Below are 21,971 nucleotides of genomic sequence, written 5' to 3'. Positions count from 1 at the left end.
TCCGCCGCGGACGCAGGAGACGGGGAACGGGGCACGGCGGGATCCCGGGAACGGCGAGGTCCCGGGATCAGCGGGCGCCGCGGACAGTGGCGGCGCCGCGGACGCTGCGGGCGACCAGGATCGCCACGTCGTCCTGGGCGGAGCCCCCGAGGAGCCGCGCGAGGACCTCGTCGCACAGCGTGCCCAGGGGGCGGTCGAGGGGCCGGAGCGCCTGGGCCAACTGCCCCATGCCCTGGTCGAGGTCCCGGTCGCGGGCCTCGACCAGGCCGTCCGTGTAGAGGGCGAGGAGTCCGCCCTCGGGCAGGACGACCTCCTCCGTGCCGAAGTCGTGGGCGCCCGTGCCCAGCGGGGTGCCCGGCGGGCCTTCGAGGAAGCCGACGGCCCCGTCCGGGGTGGCGACGGCCGGCGGCGGGTGGCCCGCGCGGGCGATCACCCACCGGCCGGTGGCCGGGTCGTGGACCGCGTAGACGCAGGTCGCCATCTCGTCCTCGCCGAGGTCCGCCACGACGGCGTCGAGGGAGCTGAGCATCCGGGCCGGCGGGATGTCGTGACGGGCCAGGGTCCGCACGGCGGTGCGGAGCTGGCCCATGACGGCCGCCGCGTGGATGCCGTGGCCCATGACGTCGCCGATGACGAGCCCGGTCCTGCCGTCCGGCAGGGCGATGACGTCGTACCAGTCGCCGCCGACGTCGTGGGCGCTCGCGGGCAGGTAGCGGCCGGTGAGTTCGAGGCCGGTGACGGCGGGGAGCGCGTTGTTGGTGAGGGAGCGCCGGAGGGTGAGGGCGGCCTCCCGCTGGGTGGTGTAGAGGCGGGCGTTGTCGATGTTGAGGGCGGCGCGGGCCACGACCTCGTCGACGAGGACCCGGTCCTGGGCGTCGAAGGGCTCGCGGGTCCGCAGCCTGGTCACCGTGACCGCGCCGAGGACCTTGCCCCGGGCCACGAGGGGGACGAGCCGCGCCGAGCCGATGCGGACGGCGAAGTAGTCGCGGAGCGCCTCGGTGCGCGGGTCGCCGAAGAGGGCCGGGAGGTCGGAGGCGTAGAGGTTGGTGGGCCGCCCGTGGACGACGACCCGCTCGTACACGGAGTCGAGCGGGATCTGGAAGGTCTGCCCCGGGAGCAGCACGGACGTGGGGGCGGCCGGTTCGGGGAAGCGGGCGGCGAGCCGCCGCAGGACGCCCCGGTTCGAGGCGGCCGGGTCGTCCGGTTCGAGGACCGACTCCAGCATCTGCACGTCGGCCGAGTCGGCGAGCTGGGGCACGAGGAAGCGGACGACCTCCTCCGCCGTCCGTCCGAGGTCCAGGGTGGTGCCGATCCGGGCGCCGGCCTCCGCGAGCAGGGCGAAGCGGTGGCGGGCCCGCTCGACCTCGTCGTGCGCCTCCTGGCTCTCGGTGATGTCGACGAGCGAGGCGATGAGCCCCAGGGGCCGGCGGTCGGCGCGGTCGAGGAGCGGGGCGTACGAGCAGGACCAGATGTGGTCGCGGTCGGGGTCGGCGGGGGTGCGGCCGACCCGGCGGGCGTCGACCACGGCGGTGCCGGTGCGGAGGACCCGGCGCATGAGGACTTCGAGCGAGTCGGCGTTGACGCCGGGCACGACCTCGGCGAGGCGGCGGCCCACGTGCTCGGCGGCCGGGACGCCGTTCATCCGGGTCAGGGCGTCGTTGACGCGCAGGAAGCGCAGGTCGGGGCCGAGCAGGGCGAGGCCGATGGGCGACTGGGTGAAGAGGCTCTCCATCGCCGCCAGGTTCTCCCGCATCCGCAGGACCTCGGAGGTCTCCACGGCGATGAGCATCGCCCCCGTCCGCCCCTTCGGGTCGGCGGCCGGCACGATCCACATCTCCATGGCGACCGTGTGGCCGTCGCGGTGGCGGACGGGCAGCGTGCCCATGATGGTCTCGCCCGCCTGGACGCGGAGGGTGAGGCGGTCGGCGAGCTCCCGGTTGGCGTCGGGGACCAGGAGCGGGGTGGCGAGCCGTCCGAGCACGTGCTCGGGGCGGTGGCCGAGGAGGTCCTGGGCGGCGAGGGACCATTCGACGACGCGGCCGTCGGCGTCCTCCCGCCAGAGGGCGATCGGCAGCAGTTCGCGGAGCACGCCGGCGTCCCCCACGGCCGCCCGGGGCGGCTGCGGGACCCTGCTCGACGACTGGTGAGTCTCCAACGCACCGCCCCACGCCTCGGTCGGCCCCAGGGGACGCAATCCCTACCGAATCACCCTATCCGAGACATCGGCGGCGGGCGCTGCGCATGCGGCCGTTCGATGACCTCCCGGGGGCCGGGGGCCGGAGGTGACAGGCACGGCCGGGAGCGGCGAAGATCTGGACGCGGACGGCCGTCCGGCGGACCGGAAGGCCACCGGAACCGCCGGAACGCGGAGGCGTCGTCGGACGGACACGGACGGCGAGGCGTCGGCGGAGGCGGACGTGCACGGCGGAGGCGTCCGCGTCGGCGGACGTGCACGGCGAGGCGGGGGCGGCGGCCGGTGACCGCTCCGAGGACCAGGGAACGACCCGAGTACAGGGGTGCGCGCGTGAACAGAGTGATCGACGGCCGTTTCGAGCTGGTGGAACGGCTGGGCGGGGGCGGCATGGGGACGGTGTGGCGCGCCCGCGACCTGGCCCTCCACCGGGACGTGGCGCTCAAGGAGGTGCGCCCGCCGGACCCCGCGATGGCCGAGTACGACACCGAGGGCGCGCGGACCCTGCGCGCGCGGGTGCTGCGGGAGGCGCGCGCCCTGGCCAGGATCGAGCACCCCAACGTGGTGACGATCCATCACATCGTGGACGCGGGCGAGGGCACCTACCCGTGGCTCGTGATGGAGCTGGTCACCGGCGGCTCCCTCCAGGACCGGCTCGACCGGGGCACGACGACCCCCGCCGAGGCCGCCCGGATCGGCCGCGAGCTGCTCTCGGCGCTGCGCGCCGCCCACGCCCTGGGCATCGAGCACCGCGACGTGAAGCCCGCCAACGTCCTGCTGCGGCCCGACGGGCGGCCGGTCCTCACCGACTTCGGCATCGCGGCGATCCAGGAGTCCACCGCGCTGACCGCCTCGGGCTCGATCATCGGCTCGCCGGACTACATGGCGCCCGAGCGGATCCGGGGCGGCGCGAGCGGTCCGGCGGCCGACCTGTGGTCGCTGGCCATGCTCCTGTACGTGGCGGTGGAGGGCCGCCATCCGCTGCGCCGGGAGAACACCCTGGCGACCCTGGCGGCGGTCATCTCCGACGACGTGCCTCCGCCGGTCCGGGCCGGCGCGCTGACCGGCGTACTGACCCGGCTGCTCGTCCGGGACCCGGCGGCGCGCCCGGACGCGGAGGAGCTGGACCGGGAGCTGACGGCCGTCGCGACGGGCACGCCGGAGGACGGCGGGGCGGTACGGGACCGGGTGCCGGGCTTCGGGGCACCGGGCTTCGGGGCACCGAACGCCGGAGGCACGGGCTTCGGCGGACCGGGCGCCGGGAGCACGGGCTTCGGGGAGCCGGGCACGGGGAGCGCGGGCGCCGGGGGGACGACGTCGTTCCGGCTCGCGCCGCCGGGGGCGGGCGGCCCGGCGGGCACGGGTCCCGCGTCCGGGTTCCCCGGGGCGGGAGCTCCGGCGGGCTTCCCCGGCGGGTCCCCCGCGACCGCCCCGGTGACGGGCGGCGCTCCCGGGCGGCGCGGACGCCGGATCGTCGTGGCGGCCACCGTGGCGGCGGTCCTGGCGGTGGGCATACCCGTCGCCGTCGTGAACTGGGACCGGGGCACGGACGAGCCGGACGGCAGGCCGACCGCCGCCGCCCCCTCGCACCGGGGTGCGGGCGCGCAGCCCTCGGGGTCGACGGCGTCCACGACGACGCCCCCGAAGGAGCCCGCGACGGAGGCGACCGCCGGGAAGCTCGACCTGCTGACGCCGGACGGGGTCCGTACCGCCGTCGCCGCCGTCAAGGAGGCCTCGGGCAACGCGAAGGTCAGCAGGTTCGTCGTGTACCCGGAGTACGCGATGGCCGAGGCGATGGTCGAGGGCAGCACGAAGCGGTACGACCAGTACATGTACCGGGGCGGTGACGTGGCCGTCCGGCAGGGCCCCGGCGGCACCGCCTTCCCCGGCTCGGTCCCGGTCGACCTGGACACCTTCGCGTGGGACGCCCTGCCGGCGCTCCTGAAGCGGGCCGACGAGGAGCTGGGGGTGAAGGAGCCGACCCACCGCTACCTGGTCGTCAGCCCCGCCTCGACCCTCACGAACACCGCCGCCGGGATGAGCGTCTACCTCTCCGACGCGTACGGGTCCGCCTATCTGGCGGCCGACGCGAAGGGCCGGGTGACCGCCGTCCACCCCATCGAAAGCTGACGGCGTCCGGTGTGTGCCGGGCGGGCCGGCGGACGGGAGGCCGGCCCGGCCCGCACCGGGCACCGCCGGGCGGCCTGCGTCAGCCGGGCCACGTCGCCGCCCGCGAGCGCGTGGACGACGGTCGGTCCCTCACGGAGGGAGGTCACGGTCCGGGAGCGGCGGCGCCGGGCGGTCGGGCCCGCCCGGGGACCGGGAGCGCCCTCCCGGGAGCCGTGAACGCGACCCCGGCCGCCGGTACGGTGACCTCCGCGTCGCTCCCGAGGGCGTAGGCCGCCACCCGGGAGACCGTCGCGGCCGGGATCGTCCCGGCGATGCCCGGTGCCGCCGGGACGTCCTGGGTGGCGTGGGCGTCGTGGGGGACGACGACCCGGTAGCCGCGCGCCAGGGCCGTACGGGCCGTGGCCTGCACGCACATCTCCGACATCACTCCGCAGACGGCGACCGCCCGGACCCCCGCGCCGGTGAGGACGTCGCCCAGCGGCGTCCTCAGGAAGCCGTCGTCCTCGGGCTTGCGGATCACCCGTTCCAGCGGGCCCGGCTCCACGCGGTGGTGCAGCTCCCAGCCGGGGGTGTGGGGTTCGTCCTCCGAGCCGGGCGGGCCGTCGTTCTGGAGGTGGACGACGAGCGCCCCGGCCCGGCGGGCGCGGGCGATCAGGTCCGTCGTCCGGTCGACGAGCCGGTCCGCGCCGGGCACGGCACCGTCGCCGGTGACGAACGCCGACTGCACGTCCACGACGATCAGGGCGTCGACGGGCGGGGTCTCCACGGGCTGCGCGCTGTCGGTCATCCCGCCATCGTCGTGCCCCACCGGGCCGTGCCGCCACGGGATTTCGGGCGGGCGGTCAGCCGTCCGCCGCGCGGGACGCCCTGTTCAGGAGCAACCGGCCGGAGACGCCCGTCGCCAGGAGGCCGGCGAGCAGGGCGACGAGGGAGACGCCGGGGCCCGACGTCCAGTCGGCCTCCGGGGCGTGGACGCCGGGGTCACGGCTCGCGGCTCTCGACCCACTGCCAGAAGTCGACCATCATCCGCTCGTAGCGGATGCCGAACTCCAGCGCCTCGCGCTGGCCGCGCGTCAGCAGTTCGCCCGCGTCGCGGGCCAGTTCCTCGTACTCGTCGAGGGTCCGCCGGTGCTCCTCGACCTGGACGGGGGCGTGGACGCGCGGGCCGGCCCCGAACCACAGCTTGAGGATGCCGCGTTCGCGGGCCTCGACGGGTACGAAGGCCGGGTCGGCGAGCCAGGCGCGCAGGGCCGCCGCGCCCTCCCCGGTGAGGCTCATCAGCCGCCGGTTCCGGCCGCCGGGCCGGCGCGCCTCGGAGAGGAGCCCCGCCGCCAGGAGCCGGTCGCACTGCGCGTAGACCTGCGTGTGGGGCATGGACCAGAACGGCGCCACGGTCCGCGCCGCCTCGACCTTCACGTCGTACGGAGTGGCCTCGCCCAGCTTGTCGATGATGCCGAGCACGAGGTACGAGGGCGTGGTCAACCGGACTTCAGACATGCGGCGACCGTACCCCGGCCCTATTCCGTCCGGCGGGCCCTCGCCAGGACGGCCCCGGAGACCGCTCCGGCCGGGGCGGACTCCGGGCGGAGGAGGTCGCCGAGCGCGGTCAGGCGGATGAGCCGGAGGATCCTCGGCTGGTCGCAGAGGAGCCGCCAGCGCGCGCCCCGTTCGCGCGTGCGCTCGGCGCAGCGGACGAGGAGGCCGAGTCCGGTGGCGTCGCAGAAGGTGAGTCCCCGGATGTCGAGGGTCAGCGCGTCGGACTCCCGGGCGAGGGCGTCGAGGTCCGGGCGCAGGCGCCGCACCAGGACGAGGTCGAGCTCGCCCCGGAGGACGGCGACGGTGTGTCCGCCGGACGAACGTGCTTCCAGATGTCGGCCTTGACGGGGGATCAGCTGCATCGATCTCTCCAGGGGGTGGTTCCGCATGTCACACAGAGCGTGACCACCTCTTACCCGGAGGGGACGTTTCGCCTGTCACGCAATCACCCGAATCGGTGAATATCAGCTCTGTTTTCCCGTGTCGGCCCCGGCGCGCCCCGTTCGCGCGTGCGCACGGCACCCGGCTCCGTTCCCCGCCCGGGTCCGCTGACCGTCCGGGTCCGCTCACCGCCCGTCCGCCGCGAGGGCCGCGGCGGCCTCCTCCTGGATGCGGCCGAACTCGGCGCCCATGGCGGCGGCGAGCGCCTGGGCGGCGGAGAGGGGGCGGACCATGACGGTGAACTCGTCGATCCTGCCCTCCTCGTCGAAGTGGAGGAAGTCGCAGCCGTCGACCTCCTTGTCCCCGACCTTCGCGGTGAAGACGAGGGCGTGGTCGCGGCCGTCCGCGCCCTCGATCTCGCGGACGTACCGGAAGTCGGAGAAGACCCGGAGGACCCCGCGCAGGATCGCGGCGGTGATCGCCTTGCCGGGATACGGCTTGAAGGCGACGGGGCTGGTGAAGACGACGTCCTCGGCGAGCAGGGCCTCGACGGCGTCGAGGTCGCGGTTCTCCACGGCGGTGCGGAACGGGTGCACGGTGCGACTCCATAGGCAACTAGTTGAGTAGGTGCAGAAGTAGCTAACCGTACGGCCCCCGCCCCGTCCAGGGGCCGCCCCCGCGCCGGACGGCGGGAGCCCTCCCCGGGCTCCCGCCGTCCGGTCCCGCCGTGCCGTCAGCCCGCCGTCCTCGCCATCCACGCCTCGACCTCGTCCGCCGAGCGCGGCAGGCCCGCCGACAGGTTCTCGTGGCCGTCCTCGGTGACGAGCAGGTCGTCCTCGATGCGGACGCCGATGCCCCGGTACTCCTCCGGCACGGTCAGGTCGTCGGGCTGGAAGTACAGGCCCGGCTCGACGGTCAGGACCATGCCCGGCGCGAGAACGGCGTCGACGTACTCCTCCGTGCGGGCCCGCGCGCAGTCGTGGACGTCCAGGCCGAGCATGTGGCCGGTGCCGGCCATGGTGAAGCGGCGCTGGAGGCCGAGGGCGTACGCGCGGTCCACCGGCCCCTCCACGAACCCCCACTCCACGAGGCGGGCCGTCAGGCTGCGCTGCGCCGCCTCGTGGAAGGCCCGGTAGGGGACGCCCGGCTTCACCGCCGCCATCCCGGCCTCCTGCGCCTCGTGCACGGCGTCGTACACCCGGCGCTGGACGGGCGTGAAGGTGCCGCTGATCGGGAGGGTGCGGGTGACGTCGGCGGTGTAGAGGGTGCGGGTCTCCACACCGGCGTCGAGGAGGAGCAGGTCACCGGGGCGCACCGGTCCGTCGTTGTCCGTCCAGTGCATGATCGTGGCGTGCTCGCCGGCGGCGCAGATCGAGCCGTAGCCGACGGAGTTGCCCTCCAGGCGGGCCCGGCGGAAGAAGGTGCCCTCGATCCAGCGCTCGGAGGAGGCGACCGCGCGGGAGAGCTCCGCGACGCAGTCGGTGAAGCCGCGCACGGTGGAGTCGACCGCCTTGCGCAGCTCGCCGACCTCCCAGGCGTCCTTGACGAGCCGGAGGCCGCTCAGTGCCTCCTCCAGCTCCTCGTCGCGCTCCTCGTCGGTGGTGACGGCCGCTTCGAGGGCCGGGTCGATCCCCCGGACGATCCGGGTCGGGACGCCGGAGCCGGCGGCCAGGTCGTCGGCGGCGGTGCGGACGTCGCGGCAGGGCAGCCCGAGGACCGCGCCGGACTCGGCGAGGGAGGGGCGGCGGCCCGTCCACAGCTCGGCCGTGTAGCCGATCCAGAACTCGTCGTCCTCCCGGCTGTCGCGGGGCAGCTGGTAGCAGTACGCGTCGTGACCGCCGCCGGCGCGCGGTTCGAGGACGAGGGCGCCGTCGCGGGCCCGGTCGCCGGTGAGGTGCACGTAGCCCGAGTACGGGCGGAACGGGTAGACGTCGTCGTTGGAGCGGTACTTGAGGTTCCCCGAGGGGACGACCAGGCGCTCGCCGGGGAAGAGCGCGGAGAGCGCGGCGCGGCGGCGGGCCGCGTACGGGGCCTGCTCGTCGGGTTCGAGCCCGTGCCGTTCGGTGTCCGCCCACCCCGTCCTCATCAGGGCGGAGAGCTCCTCGGAGACGCCTTCGTAGAGACCGTTCTTGCGACCCTTCGCCACGTCCTGCTCCTTCTTCCGGTTCTTCCCGGTTCTTCGGGGGGCACGGCCGCCGGGCGTCGGCGGCCCCCGGACGGTACTGCGCCCGGCGCCCGCCGGTGGCCGGGGTCCGCCAGTGGCACGGATCGGCCACCCGGAGGTGCGGCGGGCGCCGATAATGCGGTCATGGCGAACGACGCGAGGCTCGGTGAGGCGCTCCGGCTGCTGGGGGTCGGGGAGGGCGCCCGGCGGCTCTACCCGCGCCTCCTGGAGCTCGGGCCCGCGCCGCTGGGCGCGATCGGCGCGGCGGCCGGCCTGGCGGGCGACGGGCTCGCGGCGGCGTACGGCGAGCTGGTCGACGCGGGACTGGCGAGCGCCGTCGCGGACGGCGGGGACCCGGTGGCGCCGGTGCCCCCGGCGGCGGGTCTGGAGATCCTCGGCCGGCACCGGGCGGCCGAGCTGGACGAGTCCCGGATCACGGTCGGCGGGGCGTTCGAGGCGTTCCGGCGGCAGCGGCTCGCGGCGTACCACGACGACCTGGTGGAGGTGGTGACCGGGGAGGCGGTCGGCCCGCGGATGCGGCAGGCCTGGGCCAGCGCGCGGGAGCGGATCCGGCAGCTCGACTCGCCCCCGTACTTCCCGCTGCCGAGCGCCACCGACGACGCGCTCGCGACCCTGGCGCGCGGGGTGACGCAGCAGGTCGTCTACTCGCAGGCGTCCCTGGAGCACCCGGGGCAGCTGGAGGAGGCGATCGAGCCGTGCGTGGAGGCGGGCGAGCAGGCGCGGGTGCTGCCGTCGGTGCCGGTGAAGCTGCTGATCATCGACGAGGCGTACGCGCTGGTCTCGCTCTCCATCAGGGAGGCCGACGTCCACAACAGCATGCTGGTCGTGCAGCCGTGCGGCCTGCTCTCGGCGCTCGTGGCGCTCTTCGAGCAGACCTGGCGGAGCGCGCTGCCCCTGCACGGCCGCTCGGTGCGGCCGGCGGGGCTGCTGCCCGCCGACCGCCGGCTGCTCCGGCTCCTCGCGGCCGGGGCGGGCGACGACGTCGTCGCCCGGGAGCTCGGGGTCAGCCGCCGCACGCTCTTCCGCCGGATCCAGGTCCTGATGGCCCGGCTCGGTGCTACGAGCCGGTTCCAGATGGCGCTCCAGGCACAGCGCTCGGGGTGGCTGTGACGTCACCGGGCCCGGAGGCCGGTGCGAGGTTCTTCCACAGGAAGGTGTGCAGGAGGGCGCTGTTGTGGGCGGCCTGCTCGTTGTCCCCGGCGCCCGCGTGGCCGCCGCCGGTGTTCTCGTGGAAGAGGACGGGGTGGCCGAGCTCCCGGAGCCGGGCCGCCGTCTTGCGGGCGTGGCCGGGGTGGACGCGGTCGTCGCGGGTCGAGGTCATCAGGAGGACGGGCGGGTAGGGCCGGTCCGCCTCCAGGCGGTGGTACGGGGAGAGGTCCCGCAGGTGCGGCAGGTCGGCCTCGTCGTCCGGGTCGCCGTACTCGGCGATCCAGGACGCGCCCGCCAGGAGCTTGTGGAAGCGGGTCATGTCGAGGAGCGGCACCTGCGCGACGATCGCGCCGAACAGCTCGGGGTACCGGGTGAGCATCGCGCCCATGAGCAGGCCGCCGTTGCTGCCGCCCACCGCGCCGAGCCGGTCCGGGGTGGTGACGCCCCGGGCGACCAGGTCCTCGGCGACGGCCGCGAAGTCCTCGAAGGCGCGCGGCCGTCCGGCGCGGAGCGCGGCCTGGTGCCAGTCGGGTCCGTACTCGCCGCCGCCCCGGATGTTGGCGACGACGTGGGTGCCGCCGCGCTCCAGCCAGGCCCGGCCCCGTACGGCGCCGTAGGAGGGGGTGAGGGAGACCTCGAAGCCGCCGTAGCCGTAGAGCAGGGTGGGCCCGGGGCCGGTGGCGGAGTGGTCGGGTCCGATGACGAAGTACGGCACGCGCGTGCCGTCCCGGGAGGTCGCGAAGTGCTGCGCGACGGTCAGGCCGGTCGTGTCGAAGCGTTCCGGTGCCTGCTTGAGGACCTCGCTGTCGCCGCCGATCACGCCGCGGCGGAGGGTGGAGGGCTGGAGGAAGCCGGACACGTCGAGGAAGTACTCGTCGGTGCGGTCCGGGTCGGTGCCGGTGACGCCGACGTCGGAGAGGGGCGGGACGCCGACGAGGGGCGAGCGGTCCCAGGGGCCCTCGTCGGTCGGGGTGAGGACCTCGACGCGGGTGCCGACGTCGCGCATCGTCTGGAGGACCAGGTGGTGGCGGGTCCAGGTGTGCCCGGCGAGGGCGGTCCGCTCGTCGGGCGCGAACAGGACCTCGTGGGCGCGGTCGCCCGCGAGGAAGGCGTCGAAGTCGAAGGCGAGGAGGGAGCCGCTCGGGCGCCCGAGCCACGCGGACTTGAGGGCGACGATCAGGTGCCGGCGGTGCGCGTAGGCCTCGGCGTCCTCGGGCACGTCGATCCGCACGAGCGTCCCGCCGGGCTCCAGGAGGTGTGTCTCGCTGCGGAAGAAGTCCAGCGAGCGGCCGACGAAGTCGCGTTCGAAGCCGGGCGTGGCGTCGTGGTATCCCCAGGCGGACACGTCCGCGCTGTCGGCCTCGAAGACCGTCTCCGCCTCTTCCGGCGGGGTGCCGCGCCGCCAGCGGCGGACCGTGCGCGGATAGCCCGAGTCGGTCAGCGAGCCCGGCCCGGTGTCGGTGCCGACGAAGACGGTGTCGGCGTCGATCCAGCCGATCCGGGTCTTCGCCTCCGGCAGCCGGAAGCCGTCCTCGACGAACTCCTTCGCCTCCAGGTCGAACTCGCGGACCACCGAGGCGTCGGCGCCGTCCCGCGAGAGGCTCACCAGGGCCCGGTCGTGGGCGGGCCGGCGCGCGACCGCCCCGTCCCAGACCCACTTCTCGTCCTCCTCGGCGGCGAGCGCGTCGACGTCGAGGAGGAGCTCCCACTCGGGCTCGTCCTTGCGGTACTGCTCCAGGGTGGTGCGCCGCCACACCCCGCGCACGTGCTCGGCGTCCTGCCAGAAGTTGTAGAGGTGCGCGCCGCGCCGGGTGGTGTACGGGATGCGGTCCGAGGCGTCGAGCACCTCCCGCAGGCGCTCCTTCAGCGGGGTGAACCCGGGGTCGGCGGCCAGGGCCTCCGCCGTTTCGGCGTTCCGCTCGGCCACCCACGCGAGGGCGGCGTCGCCGGAGACTTCTTCCAGCCACAGGTACGGGTCGTCATCGCTCATTTCCGTATTGTGCGGGACCGGCGCGCGCGACCGAAGGGGGCCTCCGGTCTCAGCCGGTCCGGCGGAGCCGTGCGCCCAGGTGGTGCTGGAGCGGCAGGCCGACGGCGGCGAGGTCGTGGACGAAGTCGAGCGTGTCCGGGTCGGCGAGGGTGTAGCGGCGGCGGGTGGCGTCCACCTGCTTGGCGGTGGGGGCGAGGGCGACCTCGTGGGTGGCGAGGTCGACCGCGGTGCCGTCCGCGCGGCCGACCGCGATCTCCGCGATGCCGGTGGGCTGGGTGATCAGCGCCTCGACGCGCCCCTCCGGCTGGAGCCGCCACCAGCCGCTCTCCCGCGCGGAGGGCCGCAGCGGGGCGCCGTCCCCGTCGACCAGCCAGGCCCGGGCCTCGTAGCGGAGGAAGAGCCGCCCGTCGTGGCTGAAGGCGACCTCCTGCTCGTACGCGAAGTCGTCGTCGAGCGACGGGTAGCCGCCGCGCCCCCGGCCGGTCCAGGTCCCCAGGAGTCCGAGGACCGGGGCGAGCAGGGGGTGCGGGGCGGGCCCCGCGTCCGGCCGGAGGGCGTCGGGGTAGGGGTGCTGCCGGTCGCGGTCGGTCATGGGGTGTGCTCCTGGATCGTGGGCCGTGCCGGTTCGCAGCCTAGGGGGTGCCCTGCCGACCGGGACGGATCGGGGACTGGACACCGCGGGCCCGGCCCGATCGGCAGGACGCCCCCTGGGGTGCCCTGCCGGTCGGGCCGGATCGGGGAGCGCCGTGATCGGCGGGGAACCCCCGGGGCCCGTCCGTCGGCGGGCCGGGACCGGCGCACTACGGCCGGGCGGGGCCCCGCTCCCCGTTCCGTGCCGTCACCCGCAGGACGACGGCGGCGGTCGTGCCCGCGAGGAGGCCCCAGGTGAGGGCGGCCGGGACGCCGTGGCCGAGGCCGGCGGCCTTGTACACGAAGCTCCCGTACGGGCTCGCCGGGCTCGTCGCGATCTCCACGAGCTGGGAGACGAGCAGTCCGAGGACGATCGCGCAGACCGTGACCGCCGCCGTCGCCGGGACGGTGGCCCGGGTGAGCAGGCCGGGCAGCCACCGCAGGACGCACCAGACCACGACCAGCGCCAGGGCGTCGACGGCGCGGTACAGCAGCCACTCCCCGGCCGGCACGCCCGCCGGGCCGGTCCAGCCGCCGAGCAGCAGCCACTGGCGCAGGAGGTCGCCCGGTTCGGAGAGGAGGCCGCTGCCCACGAAGGCCGTCTGGAGGAGGGCGGCGACCCTGTCGTACGAGAGGACGACCAGGGACAGGGCGACCACGGCCGTCCCCGCGGTGGCGGCCAGGCGCGCGGCGCGGGCCGGGACGGCCGCGCGGGCCGGCGGTTCGGGGTCCTTGACGGCGATCCGGGCCGTGAACACGGTCGCCGCCGCCGCGAGCAGCGAGGTGATCATCACGATCTGCCGCCCTGAGGAGGCCGCGCCCGCCAGCTGGGGCAGGAAGCGGTGACTGCCGTGTCCCGCCGCGGCGATCAGCCACGGCGCCGACACGGTGACCGCCAGGGCCCCGGCCACCACGCCCCAGGCCCACACCGCGAGGAACGCGGCCGTCGCGCGGCCCCGGACCGGCGGCAGCCTGCGGACGAGGAGGAGGGCCCCGAGCGCGAAGAGGACGAAGAGGGCGCCGAAGCGGATCTGGAGCCCGGTCCCGTACAGCGCGCGGTAGCGGGCGCCGTCGCTCGTGGCGGTGTCCCCGACACCGCCGGAGGTCTCCGCGCCGAGGCGGAAGGCGGTCGGCGGGTCGTACGCCCAGGGGGCCAGCCAGCGTTCGAGTTCGGCGGCCGTCCCGCTGCCGAGCGTGCCTCCGGTGCCGGGCAGGTGCAGCGCATGGGTGCTCGCGCCCGCCCACCAGAGGAGGGCGGCGAGGATCAGGCCGCCGATCAGCGCCGGTATCGCCGCGCGCCGGTACGTCATGTGTGGTCCCCCGTCGAGCGTGCGTCGTGGTGGGCGCCGGTGCGCCGTGGGGCCGCCGGCGTCCCGCGGAAGTCCCCGACGCCCCGTGAGGTCGCCGGTGTTCCCCGGAAGTCACCGGTGGCCCGTGGGTCCGCCGGTCGCAAGGGAGACTAGGGGGCGGGGATCACGCTCCGGACACGGACGCCCCTCCGTTCCGGTCCCCGGGACGGCACGTCCACCCTCCGAGACACCGTTGACCCGCCCCGTGACGGCCGCTACGTTCGCGCCATGTTGCGTACAGCCCTGCTCACCACGCGCGGTCACATCGACCTGCTGCGGGTGGCCTCCGCCGCGTGTCGCCGCGGCCGCTGACGCCCTTTCACCGCTCCTCCCCCCTCCTGACGCCCTGATCGCCGTGCGCGCGCGCCCGTTCCGCGCCCGCGGGCGCTGAGGCGTACCCCTTCGCCGCCTCCTCCCTCCCGGAGTCCGTCATGACGGTCGACCATGCCCCACCGCCCCCAGCCCCTTCGGCGCCCGACATATCGGTTCTGCCCGGTTCCGGCGTCGAGTCCCTCACCCCCGCACGGGGAGCCGGCCGCGGCCCCTCCGTCCCCCGCTGGCTGCGCCGGGCCGTCGGGCCGGCGCTGCTGCTCCTCCTCTGGCAACTGTCGAGCTCGACGGGGGTGCTGCCGCCGGACGTGCTCGCCTCGCCGGGGACCATCGCCCGGGCGGGCGGCGAGCTGATCGTCGACGGCACGCTGCCGAACGCGATGGGGGTCTCGCTGCGGCGCGTCGCCGTGGGGCTGCTGCTCGGCGGCGCGGTGGGGATCGCGCTCGCCCTGGTCTCCGGGCTCTCGCGGCTCGGCGAGGACCTGGTCGACGCCCCCGTGCAGATGCTGCGGACGGTGCCCTGGGTCGGGCTGATCCCGCTGTTCATCATCTGGCTGGGCATCGGGGAGGCGCCGAAGGTGGCGCTCATCGCCCTCGGCGTCGCCTTCCACCTCTACCTCAACGTGTACGCCGGGATCCGGGGCGTCGACGCCCAGCTCGTCGAGGCCGGCGAGTCCCTGGGGCTCGGCCGGTGGGGCCTGGTCCGGCACGTCGTCCTGCCGGGCGCGCTGCCCGGCGCCATGACCGGTCTGCGCTACTCCCTCGCCACCGCCTGGCTCGCGCTCGTCTTCGGCGAGTCCATCAACGCGGACGCCGGGATCGGCTTCCTCATGAACCAGGCCCGCGAGTTCTTCCGCACGGACGTGATCGTCGTCTGCCTGGTCGTCTACGCCTTCCTCGGCCTGCTCGCCGACGCCCTCGTCCGCACTCTCGAAAGGCTGCTGCTGCAATGGCGACCGACCTTCACCGGGCAGTGACCGTCCAGGGGCTCACCCGCTCCTTCGACGGGCGCCCCGTGGTCGACGGGCTCGACCTGACCCTCCACGCCGGGCAGTTCACCGCGCTCCTCGGACACAGCGGCTGCGGCAAGTCCACGCTGCTGCGCGTCCTGGCCGGACTGGACCGGGAGATCTCCGGCACCGTCCTCGTCCCGCGCCGCCGCGCCGTCGCCTTCCAGGCGCCGCGCCTCATGCCCTGGAAGAAGGTCTGGCGCAACGTGCTGCTCGGCCTTCCGGGGAGGCCGGACCGGGAGGTCGCGGAGAAGGCCCTGTCCGAGGTGGGCCTCGGCGACCGTTCGGGGGCCTGGCCGAAGACACTGTCCGGCGGCGAGGCCCAGCGCGCCTCCCTCGCCAGGGCGTTGGTGCGGGACCCGGACCTGCTGCTGCTCGACGAGCCGTTCGGCGCGCTCGACGCGCTCACCCGGATCAAGGCGCAGCGCCTGGTGGCCGAGCTGTGGCAGCGGCGGGGCTGCACGGTCCTGCTCGTCACGCACGACGTGGACGAGGCGCTGCTGCTCGCGGACCGCGCCCTGGTGATGCGGGACGGGGTCATCGCGTACGACACCGCCGTCGGCCTCGACCGGCCCCGCTCCCCCGGCGATCCCGCTCTCGCCGCGCTCCGCACCCGGCTGCTCGCCGAACTCGGCGTCCTGGAGGGCGAGTCCGTCGAGAAGGCGGCCTGAACCCCGTACGCGCCCCCGCCCCCCGCACACCTCCGAGGAGAGATCCGTGAAGTCGTTCCGCCCGTCCCTCGCCGCCCTGCTCGTGCCGCTGGCGCTCCTCGCCTCCGCCTGCTCCGGCGCCTCCGCGGCCGGCGAGGCCTCGAACTCCGACGGCAAGGGCTCCCTCGTCCTGAACGTCGGCGACCAGAAGGGCGGCTCCGAGGCCCTGCTGCGCGCCGCCGGCGAACTCGACGACCTGCCGTACCGCGTCACCTGGTCGACGTTCACCTCGGGACCACCCCTCCTGGAGGCGGTGAACGCGAAGGCCGTCGACATCGGCTCCGTCGGCAACACCCCGCCCGTCTTCGCCGCCGGGGCCGGTTCGAAGATCACCGTGATCGCCGCGACCCACGGCGACTCGGCGGGCGAGGCGATCCTCGTCCCGAAGGACTCGCCGCTGCGCACCGCGCGCGACCTGAAGGGGAAGAAGGTCGCCGTCGCGCAGGGCAGCTCCGCCCACTTCCAGCTCGTCGCCTCCCTCGCGAAGGCCGGCCTGAAGCTGTCCGACGTCCGGGTCACCCTGCTCCAGCCGGCCGACGCCCTGGCCGCGTTCACCACCGGCAAGGTGGACGCCTGGGCCGTCTGGGACCCGTACACCTCGCAGGTCCTGCTCGGCGGGAAGGGCCGGGTCCTGACCGACGGACGCGGGGTCGTCAACGGCCTCGGCTTCCAGGTCGCCTCCCCCTCCGCCCTCGCCGACAAGGAGAAGGCCAAGGCGATCGGGGACTTCGTCGAGCGGCTGCGCCGCGCCCAGGACTGGGTGTTCGAGCACCCGGAGGAGTGGGCGAAGGTCTGGGCGAAGGAGACCGGACTGCCGTACGAGGTGGCGCTCGCCGCGGTCAAGCGCAGCAACGGCACCCGCATCCCGGTCGCCCTCGACGAGGCGGCCGTCGCCTCCGAGCAGCGGATCGCCGACGCCTTCGCCGAACTCAAGTTGATCCCGAAGAAGTTCCGCTTCGCGGACTACGTGGACACCCGTTTCAACAAGGACCTGCCGCCGTCGACCACCGCGGCGCGCAGCTACGGAAAGGCCTCCTGATGAGCGTCCATCTGCACTGGTTCCTGCCGACCGGCGGCGACGGCCGGACCCTGGTCGACCGGCACGCGTACACGGACGGCGGGATCACCCGGAACCGGACCGTCTCCGGGGTGCGCGCGCCCGACGTCGACTACCTGGTCCAGATCGCCAAGGCGGCCGAGCAGCTCGGCTTCGAGGCGGTGCTGACCCCGACCGGCACGTGGTGCGAGGACGCCTGGCTGACCACGGTCGCGCTCGCCCAGCACACCGAACGCCTCAAGTTCCTGGTGGCCTTCCGGCCGGGGGTGATCTCGCCGGTCCTGGCGGCCCAGATGGCGTCCACGTACCAGCGGATCACCCGGGGCAGGCTCCTGCTCAACGTGGTGACCGGCGGCGACTCGGCCGAGCAGCGCCGCTTCGGCGACCACCTCGACCACGACCGGCGGTACGCGCGCACGGCCGAGTTCCTCTCGGTGGTGCGGGGCGTGTGGGGCGGGCGGCCGTACGACTTCGAGGGCGAGCACTTCCACGTCGAGGGCGGGCTCACGGCCCTCCCGCCGGACCCGCTGCCCGAGATCTTCTTCGGCGGCTCGTCCGAGGCCGCCGGTCCGGTGGCGGCCGAGCATGCGGACGTGTACCTGACGTGGGGCGAGCCGCCGTGGCAGGTGAAGGAGAAGATCGACTGGATCCGGCGGCTCGCGGAGGAGCGCGGCCGGACGGTCCGGTTCGGCATCCGGCTGCACACGATCTCGCGCGACTCGGCCCGCGAGGCCTGGGCGACCGCCGACCGGCTGCTCTCCGACCTCGACGCCGAGACGGTCGCCGCCGCGCAGGAGCTCCTGGGCCGCAGCGAGTCGGTCGGCCAGCAGCGGATGCTGGCGCTGCACCGGGGCGGTTCGCTGGACCGCGACCGCCTGGAGATCTCGCCGAACCTGTGGGCGGGCGTGGGTCTGGTGCGGGGCGGGGCCGGGACCGCGCTCGTCGGCAGCCACGCCGACGTCGCGGACCGGATCGAGGAGTACCACGACCTCGGGGTGGAGCACTTCGTGCTGTCGGGCTACCCGCACCTGGAGGAGGCGTACTGGTTCGGCGAGGGCGTCACGCCGGAGCTGGCCGCGCGCGGACTGCTCCCCTCTCCCCCGGCCTCCCCGCTCCTGGGCGTCCCGGCGGCCAACGGGCGCCCGGCCTCGGCGCCGGGCGGCGCCCCGCTGCTCGTGCCCGGCGGGCGGTAGGAACCGGTGGGGTGGGGGCGCGGGAAGATCCGCGCCCCCGCCCCGGTTGGTAGAAGCGTGAACGATTTCGTGAGGGACGAAACGGTGGGAGGAGCGGCAGGGGAGGCCCGTCCGCTCGACGTCGTCGTCATCGGCGCCGGGCAGGCGGGCCTCTCCGCCGCCTTCCACCTGCGGCGCGCCGGCCTGGAGCCGGACCGGGACTTCGTCGTCCTCGACCACGCCCCGCGCCCGGGCGGCGCCTGGCAGTTCCGGTGGCCCTCCCTCACGTACGGCAAGGTCCACGGGATGCACGCGCTGCCCGGGATGGAGCTGACCGGCGCGGACCCCGCGCGCCCCTCCTCCGAGGTGATCGGCGGCTACTTCGACGCGTACGAGCGGACCTTCGACCTGCGGGTCCACCGGCCCGTGGACGTCACCGCCGTCCGGGAGGGCGGGGGCGGGCGGCTCCGGGTGGAGACCTCGGAGGCCGTCTACGCGCCCCGGGCCCTGATCAACGCCACCGGCACCTGGGACCGCCCCTTCTGGCCGCGCTACCCGGGCCAGGAGACCTTCCGGGGCCGTCAGCTGCACACCGCCGGATACCCGGGCCCGGAGGAGTTCGCGGGCCAGCGGGTGCTCGTGGTGGGCGGCGGGGCCTCCGGGACCCAGCACCTGATGGAGATCGCCGGGGTCGCCGCCGACACGTTCTGGACGACCCGGCGCGAGCCCGTCTTCCGCGAGGGCCCGTTCGGCGAGGCGGAGGGGCGGGCCGCCGTCGCGCTGGTCGAGGAGCGGGTGCGGCGGGGGCTGCCCCCGCAGAGCGTCGTCTCGGTCACCGGCCTCCCGCTCAACGACGCGATCCGGGAGGCGCGCGCGAGCGGGGTCCTGGACCGGCTGCCGATGTTCGACCGGATCACCCCGACCGGGGTGGCCTGGGACGACGGCCGGAGCGTCGACGTGGACGTGATCCTGTGGGCGACCGGCTTCCGGGCGGCGATCGACCACCTGGCCCCGCTGCGGCTGCGGGAGCCGGGGGGCGGCATCCGGGTGGAGGGCACGCGCGCGGTGCGGGACGAGCGCGTCCACCTCGTGGGCTACGGCCCCTCGGCCTCGACGATCGGCGCCAACCGGGCCGGTCGCGCGGCCGTCTCCGACATCGGACGGCTCCTGCGGCGCGCACGGGCCGGGGAGCGGGAAGAGGACCGGGCCCGAGGCCACGACGGCGGGCGGTCCGTCGTTCCCGCGAACCGGACCGCCGAGCCGGCCCGCTGAACCGGTCCGCCGAACCGCCCCCGCTGAACCGGCCCGCCGGATCGGCCCGTCCGGACCGACCCGTCGTACCGGCCCGCCCCCGCGCCGTCTCAGGGCGTCGCCGCCCTCCGGCCCGCGTTGAACTCGGCCACGTTCACCTGGTGGGAGGCGTAGTCGGCGGTGAAGCGGGTGTCGCCCGGGGCGACCGTGACGAAGTAGAGCCAGTCCCCGTCCGCCGGGCTGATCACCGCGTCCAGGGCCTGGTCCCCCGGATTGCCGATGGGGGTCGGCGGCAGCCCCTTGCGCGCGTAGGTGTTGTACGGGCTCGTGGAGCGGGTGTCCTCGCGCGTGGTGTCCACGGTGCTGCGGCCGAGGGCGTAGTTGAGGGTCGAGTCCATCTGGAGGGCCATGCCCCGGGCGAGCCGGTTGTGGACGACCCGGGCGACCTTGGCCATGTCGTCCGGGTTGTCGGCCTCGGCCTGGACGATGCTGGCCGCGATCACCGCCTCGTACGCGCTCATCCCGTGGGCCCTGGCGCCCTCGGTGACCTTCGCGGTGCCGAACCGCTTTCCGGCCGTGGCCACCATGAAGCGCAGCAGCTCCTCCGGCGTGGTGGCCGGAAGGACCGGATAGGTGGCGGGGAAGAGGTAGCCCTCGGGATTGCCGCGGGCCTCGGCGGGCAGCCGGAGCGCGGTGCCGGGCGCGGTCGCGGCCTTCCGCGCGGCCCCCTCGGGCAGTCCGAGCGCCCGGTCGACGGACGTGTAGACCTGGGCCGAGCGCCGGCCCTCCGGGACCAGCAGGGGGCGGGGCCGGTCGGCGGCCGGGCCGCCGTCGCGGACGAGCAGCAGGGTGGCGGTGACCGCGGCGGCCACGGCGAGCGCCGCTCCGAGGAGGAGCACCAGCCGTCCGCGGCGGGTGAGACGGGGTCGGGAACGGTGCGGGGGTGCGTACGGTGTCGGCCGGTACGTCATGGGCGCACGCTAACCCGGCCCGTACGGGAATCCGGGGAACCCCGCACGCGACGGCCCCCGTACGGAGGCCGGGCCGCCGCCGCCCGGACCGCTCACGCGGTCCGGGCGGCGGCCGCCTCGGAGGTCGTGGCGCCGTCGCGGCGGACCAGGGCCGCGTACCGCCCGTCCCGCGCGAGCAGCTCCTCGTGCGTCCCCTGCTCCGCGATCCGCCCCTCCTCCAGGACGACGATCCGGTCGGCGTCGCGGACGGTGGAGAGCCGGTGGGCGATGGTGATCGTGGTGCGGCCGGCCGACAGGGTGTCGACGGCCTGCTGCACGGCGTGCTCGGTGTGCGTGTCCAGGGCGCTGGTCGCCTCGTCGAGGATCAGCACCGGCGGGTCGCGCAGGATGGTGCGGGCGATGGCGAGGCGCTGCTTCTCGCCGCCCGAGAAGCGGTACCCGCGCTCGCCGACCAGGGTGTCGTAGCCGTCCGGGAGCGAGGCGATGTGGTCGTGGATCTGGGCGGCGCGGGCGGCTGCCTCGATCTCCTCGTCGGTGGCGTCCGGCTTGGCGAAGCGGAGGTTGTCGGCGACGGAGGCGTGGAAGAGGTAGGTCTCCTGCGAGACGACGCCGACCGCGCGGGCGAGGGTGTCGAAGTCCAGGTCGCGCACGTCGACGCCGTCGAGGGTGACGCGCCCGTCGGTGACGTCGTACAGCCGGGGCACCAGGTAGCTGAGGGTGGACTTGCCGGAGCCGGTCGGGCCGACGACGGCCAGGCTGCCGCCGGCGGGGACGGTCAGGTCGACGGCGTCCAGGGTCGGGCGGCCCGGGGCCCCGGGGTCGTACCGGAACCCGACCTTCTCGAAGGCGACCTCGCCGCGGATCCTCGGCAGCCGGACCGGGTCGGCGGGCTCGGTGATGTCGACGGGCAGGTCGAGGTACTCGAAGATGCGCTGGAAGAGCGCGAGGGAGGTCTGCATCTGCACGCCGGTGGAGAGCAGGCTGACGGCGGGCCGGAAGAGGCCCTGCTGGAGCGAGACGAAGGCGACGAGCGTGCCGAGGGAGATCGCGGTGCCGCCGGAGCCGACGGCCAGGCCGGCGGTCCAGTAGATCAGGGCGGGCATGGCGGCCATGACGATGCCGATGACGGACATCCGCCAGCGACCGGCCATGGAGGAGCGGACCTCCAGGTCGACCAGGCGCTCGGACTCCTCGGCGAAGGACCTGGTCAGCGAGTCGGAGCGGCCCATGGTGCGGCCGAGCAGGATGCCGCTGACCGAGAGGGACTCGGTGACGGTCGCGGCCATGGCGGCCATCTGCTTCTGGCGCTGGGTGGTGATCCGCTTGCGCTCACGGCCGACGCGGCGGCTGATCCAGACGAAGACCGGCAGCAGGAGCAGCGAGACGAGGGTGAGCCGCCAGTCGAGGGCGAGCATGGCGACGACGGTCGCGACGACGGCGGTGAGGTTGGAGACCAGGGAGGTGGCCGTGGAGGTCACGGTGGCCTGCATGCCGCCGATGTCGTTGGCGATGCGGGACTGGACCTCGCCGGTGCGCGTGCGCGTGAAGAAGGCGAGCGGCATCCGCTGGAGCCGCTCGTAGACCGCGGTGCGCAGGTCGTGCATGACGCGCTGGCCGACGGTGGTCGAGATGAGGGTCTGGAGGACGCCGAAGACGCCGGTCAGGACGGCGGTGACGATCATCCCGAGGGCGAGCAGGCTGAGCAGCCCGGTGCGGCCCTGGGGGATCGCGACGTCCAGGATCTCCCTGAGCAGGAACGGCGAGGCGACCGAGACGAGCGAGGCGGCGCCGACCAGGAGGCCGACGAGCGCCAGGCGCGCGCGGTAGGGGCGGAAGAGCCGCAGGATGCGCCGCACCTGGGCGGGCTCCTGCGGTTCTCCGGGGTCGCGGGGCGGGGGTGTCCATTCGGACCGGTCGTGGGGGCGCATG

Annotated in this window: 19 protein-coding genes; 8 read left to right on the top strand and 11 right to left on the bottom strand. The window is 75.2% G+C overall.

What is annotated here, in order from left to right:
- Positions 1-67: 67 nt before the first annotated feature.
- Entirely contained in the window at positions 68-2,155 is a 2,088-nt protein-coding gene (locus tag ACIQKA_RS03135; protein WP_402539791.1) for a SpoIIE family protein phosphatase, read from the bottom strand.
- A 426-nt stretch (positions 2,156-2,581) separates the two neighbouring features.
- On the opposite strand from ACIQKA_RS03135, the gene ACIQKA_RS03130 reads away from it, so the two are divergent.
- On the top strand, positions 2,582-4,321 hold the full coding sequence (locus ACIQKA_RS03130) for a serine/threonine-protein kinase (protein ID WP_402540241.1): 1,740 nt from the start codon (positions 2,582-2,584) through the stop codon (positions 4,319-4,321).
- A gap of 142 nt (positions 4,322-4,463) precedes the next feature.
- Here the strand turns inward: ACIQKA_RS03130 and ACIQKA_RS03125 are convergent, their stop codons facing one another.
- From ACIQKA_RS03125 to ACIQKA_RS03105, 5 genes are all read right to left on the bottom strand, one after another.
- Positions 4,464-5,108 (bottom strand): cysteine hydrolase family protein, encoded by a 645-nt coding sequence (locus tag ACIQKA_RS03125; protein ID WP_402539789.1) that lies wholly within the window; start codon positions 5,106-5,108, stop codon positions 4,464-4,466.
- Positions 5,109-5,302: 194 nt separating this feature from the next.
- Positions 5,303-5,818 (bottom strand): PadR family transcriptional regulator, encoded by a 516-nt coding sequence (locus ACIQKA_RS03120; protein ID WP_402539788.1) that lies wholly within the window; start codon positions 5,816-5,818, stop codon positions 5,303-5,305.
- A 20-nt stretch (positions 5,819-5,838) separates the two neighbouring features.
- Entirely contained in the window at positions 5,839-6,219 is a 381-nt protein-coding gene (locus ACIQKA_RS03115; protein ID WP_383157206.1) for an STAS domain-containing protein, read from the bottom strand.
- Positions 6,220-6,423: 204 nt separating this feature from the next.
- Positions 6,424-6,834, bottom strand: a complete 411-nt coding sequence (locus tag ACIQKA_RS03110) for a nuclear transport factor 2 family protein (protein WP_383438391.1) — start codon at positions 6,832-6,834, stop codon at positions 6,424-6,426.
- 137 nt (positions 6,835-6,971) lie between these two features.
- The gene (locus tag ACIQKA_RS03105) at positions 6,972-8,384 is read right to left on the bottom strand and encodes an aminopeptidase P family protein (protein WP_383438447.1); all 1,413 of its coding nucleotides are present in this window, start codon (positions 8,382-8,384) and stop codon (positions 6,972-6,974) included.
- A gap of 162 nt (positions 8,385-8,546) precedes the next feature.
- Between ACIQKA_RS03105 and ACIQKA_RS03100 the strand changes: the two genes are divergently transcribed.
- Entirely contained in the window at positions 8,547-9,533 is a 987-nt protein-coding gene (locus ACIQKA_RS03100) for a LuxR family transcriptional regulator (protein WP_390106941.1), read from the top strand.
- Here ACIQKA_RS03100 and ACIQKA_RS03095 read toward each other — a convergent pair.
- The 3 genes from ACIQKA_RS03095 to ACIQKA_RS03085 form a co-directional block, all read right to left on the bottom strand.
- Entirely contained in the window at positions 9,481-11,562 is a 2,082-nt protein-coding gene (locus ACIQKA_RS03095) for a prolyl oligopeptidase family serine peptidase (RefSeq protein ID WP_391093866.1), read from the bottom strand. The genes ACIQKA_RS03100 and ACIQKA_RS03095 overlap by 53 nt on opposite strands.
- Before the next feature lie 49 nt (positions 11,563-11,611).
- Positions 11,612-12,154 carry an FABP family protein gene (locus ACIQKA_RS03090; RefSeq protein ID WP_402539785.1) on the bottom strand — a complete coding sequence of 181 codons (543 nt, stop codon included), beginning with the start codon at positions 12,152-12,154 and terminating at the stop codon, positions 11,612-11,614.
- A gap of 208 nt (positions 12,155-12,362) precedes the next feature.
- Positions 12,363-13,502, bottom strand: a complete 1,140-nt coding sequence (locus tag ACIQKA_RS03085) for a hypothetical protein (protein ID WP_402539783.1) — start codon at positions 13,500-13,502, stop codon at positions 12,363-12,365.
- Positions 13,503-13,769: 267 nt separating this feature from the next.
- On the opposite strand from ACIQKA_RS03085, the gene ACIQKA_RS03080 reads away from it, so the two are divergent.
- The 6 genes from ACIQKA_RS03080 to ACIQKA_RS03055 all read left to right on the top strand — a co-directional run bounded on the left by ACIQKA_RS03080 (position 13,770) and on the right by ACIQKA_RS03055 (position 19,092).
- Entirely contained in the window at positions 13,770-13,853 is an 84-nt protein-coding gene (locus tag ACIQKA_RS03080) for a putative leader peptide (RefSeq protein WP_352027631.1), read from the top strand.
- A gap of 119 nt (positions 13,854-13,972) precedes the next feature.
- Positions 13,973-14,848, top strand: a complete 876-nt coding sequence (locus tag ACIQKA_RS03075) for an ABC transporter permease subunit (protein ID WP_391093868.1) — start codon at positions 13,973-13,975, stop codon at positions 14,846-14,848.
- Positions 14,821-15,552 carry an ABC transporter ATP-binding protein gene (locus ACIQKA_RS03070; RefSeq protein WP_383157225.1) on the top strand — a complete coding sequence of 244 codons (732 nt, stop codon included), beginning with the start codon at positions 14,821-14,823 and terminating at the stop codon, positions 15,550-15,552. Before ACIQKA_RS03075 ends, ACIQKA_RS03070 begins: the two co-directional genes overlap by 28 nt.
- 46 nt (positions 15,553-15,598) lie before the next feature.
- On the top strand, positions 15,599-16,630 hold the full coding sequence (locus tag ACIQKA_RS03065; RefSeq protein ID WP_383438431.1) for an ABC transporter substrate-binding protein: 1,032 nt from the start codon (positions 15,599-15,601) through the stop codon (positions 16,628-16,630).
- On the top strand, positions 16,630-17,841 hold the full coding sequence (locus tag ACIQKA_RS03060) for an LLM class flavin-dependent oxidoreductase (protein WP_383157230.1): 1,212 nt from the start codon (positions 16,630-16,632) through the stop codon (positions 17,839-17,841). The genes ACIQKA_RS03065 and ACIQKA_RS03060 overlap by 1 nt, the downstream gene beginning before the upstream one ends.
- 84 nt (positions 17,842-17,925) lie before the next feature.
- Positions 17,926-19,092 carry an NAD(P)-binding domain-containing protein gene (locus tag ACIQKA_RS03055; RefSeq protein ID WP_390106950.1) on the top strand — a complete coding sequence of 389 codons (1,167 nt, stop codon included), beginning with the start codon at positions 17,926-17,928 and terminating at the stop codon, positions 19,090-19,092.
- Positions 19,093-19,181: 89 nt separating this feature from the next.
- Here the strand turns inward: ACIQKA_RS03055 and mltG are convergent, their stop codons facing one another.
- Complete coding sequence (gene mltG / locus ACIQKA_RS03050; RefSeq protein WP_386365850.1) at positions 19,182-20,042, bottom strand: endolytic transglycosylase MltG; 861 nt, start codon at positions 20,040-20,042, stop codon at positions 19,182-19,184.
- A gap of 92 nt (positions 20,043-20,134) precedes the next feature.
- On the bottom strand, positions 20,135-21,970 hold the full coding sequence (locus tag ACIQKA_RS03045; RefSeq protein WP_383442914.1) for an ABC transporter ATP-binding protein: 1,836 nt from the start codon (positions 21,968-21,970) through the stop codon (positions 20,135-20,137).
- Position 21,971 lies beyond the last annotated feature (1 nt).

Origin of the sequence: Streptomyces sp. NPDC092045 (assembly GCF_044756005.1) — a bacterium.
Lineage (GTDB): Bacteria > Actinomycetota > Actinomycetes > Streptomycetales > Streptomycetaceae > Streptomyces.
This window is presented reverse-complemented; position numbering and strand designations above follow the sequence as displayed.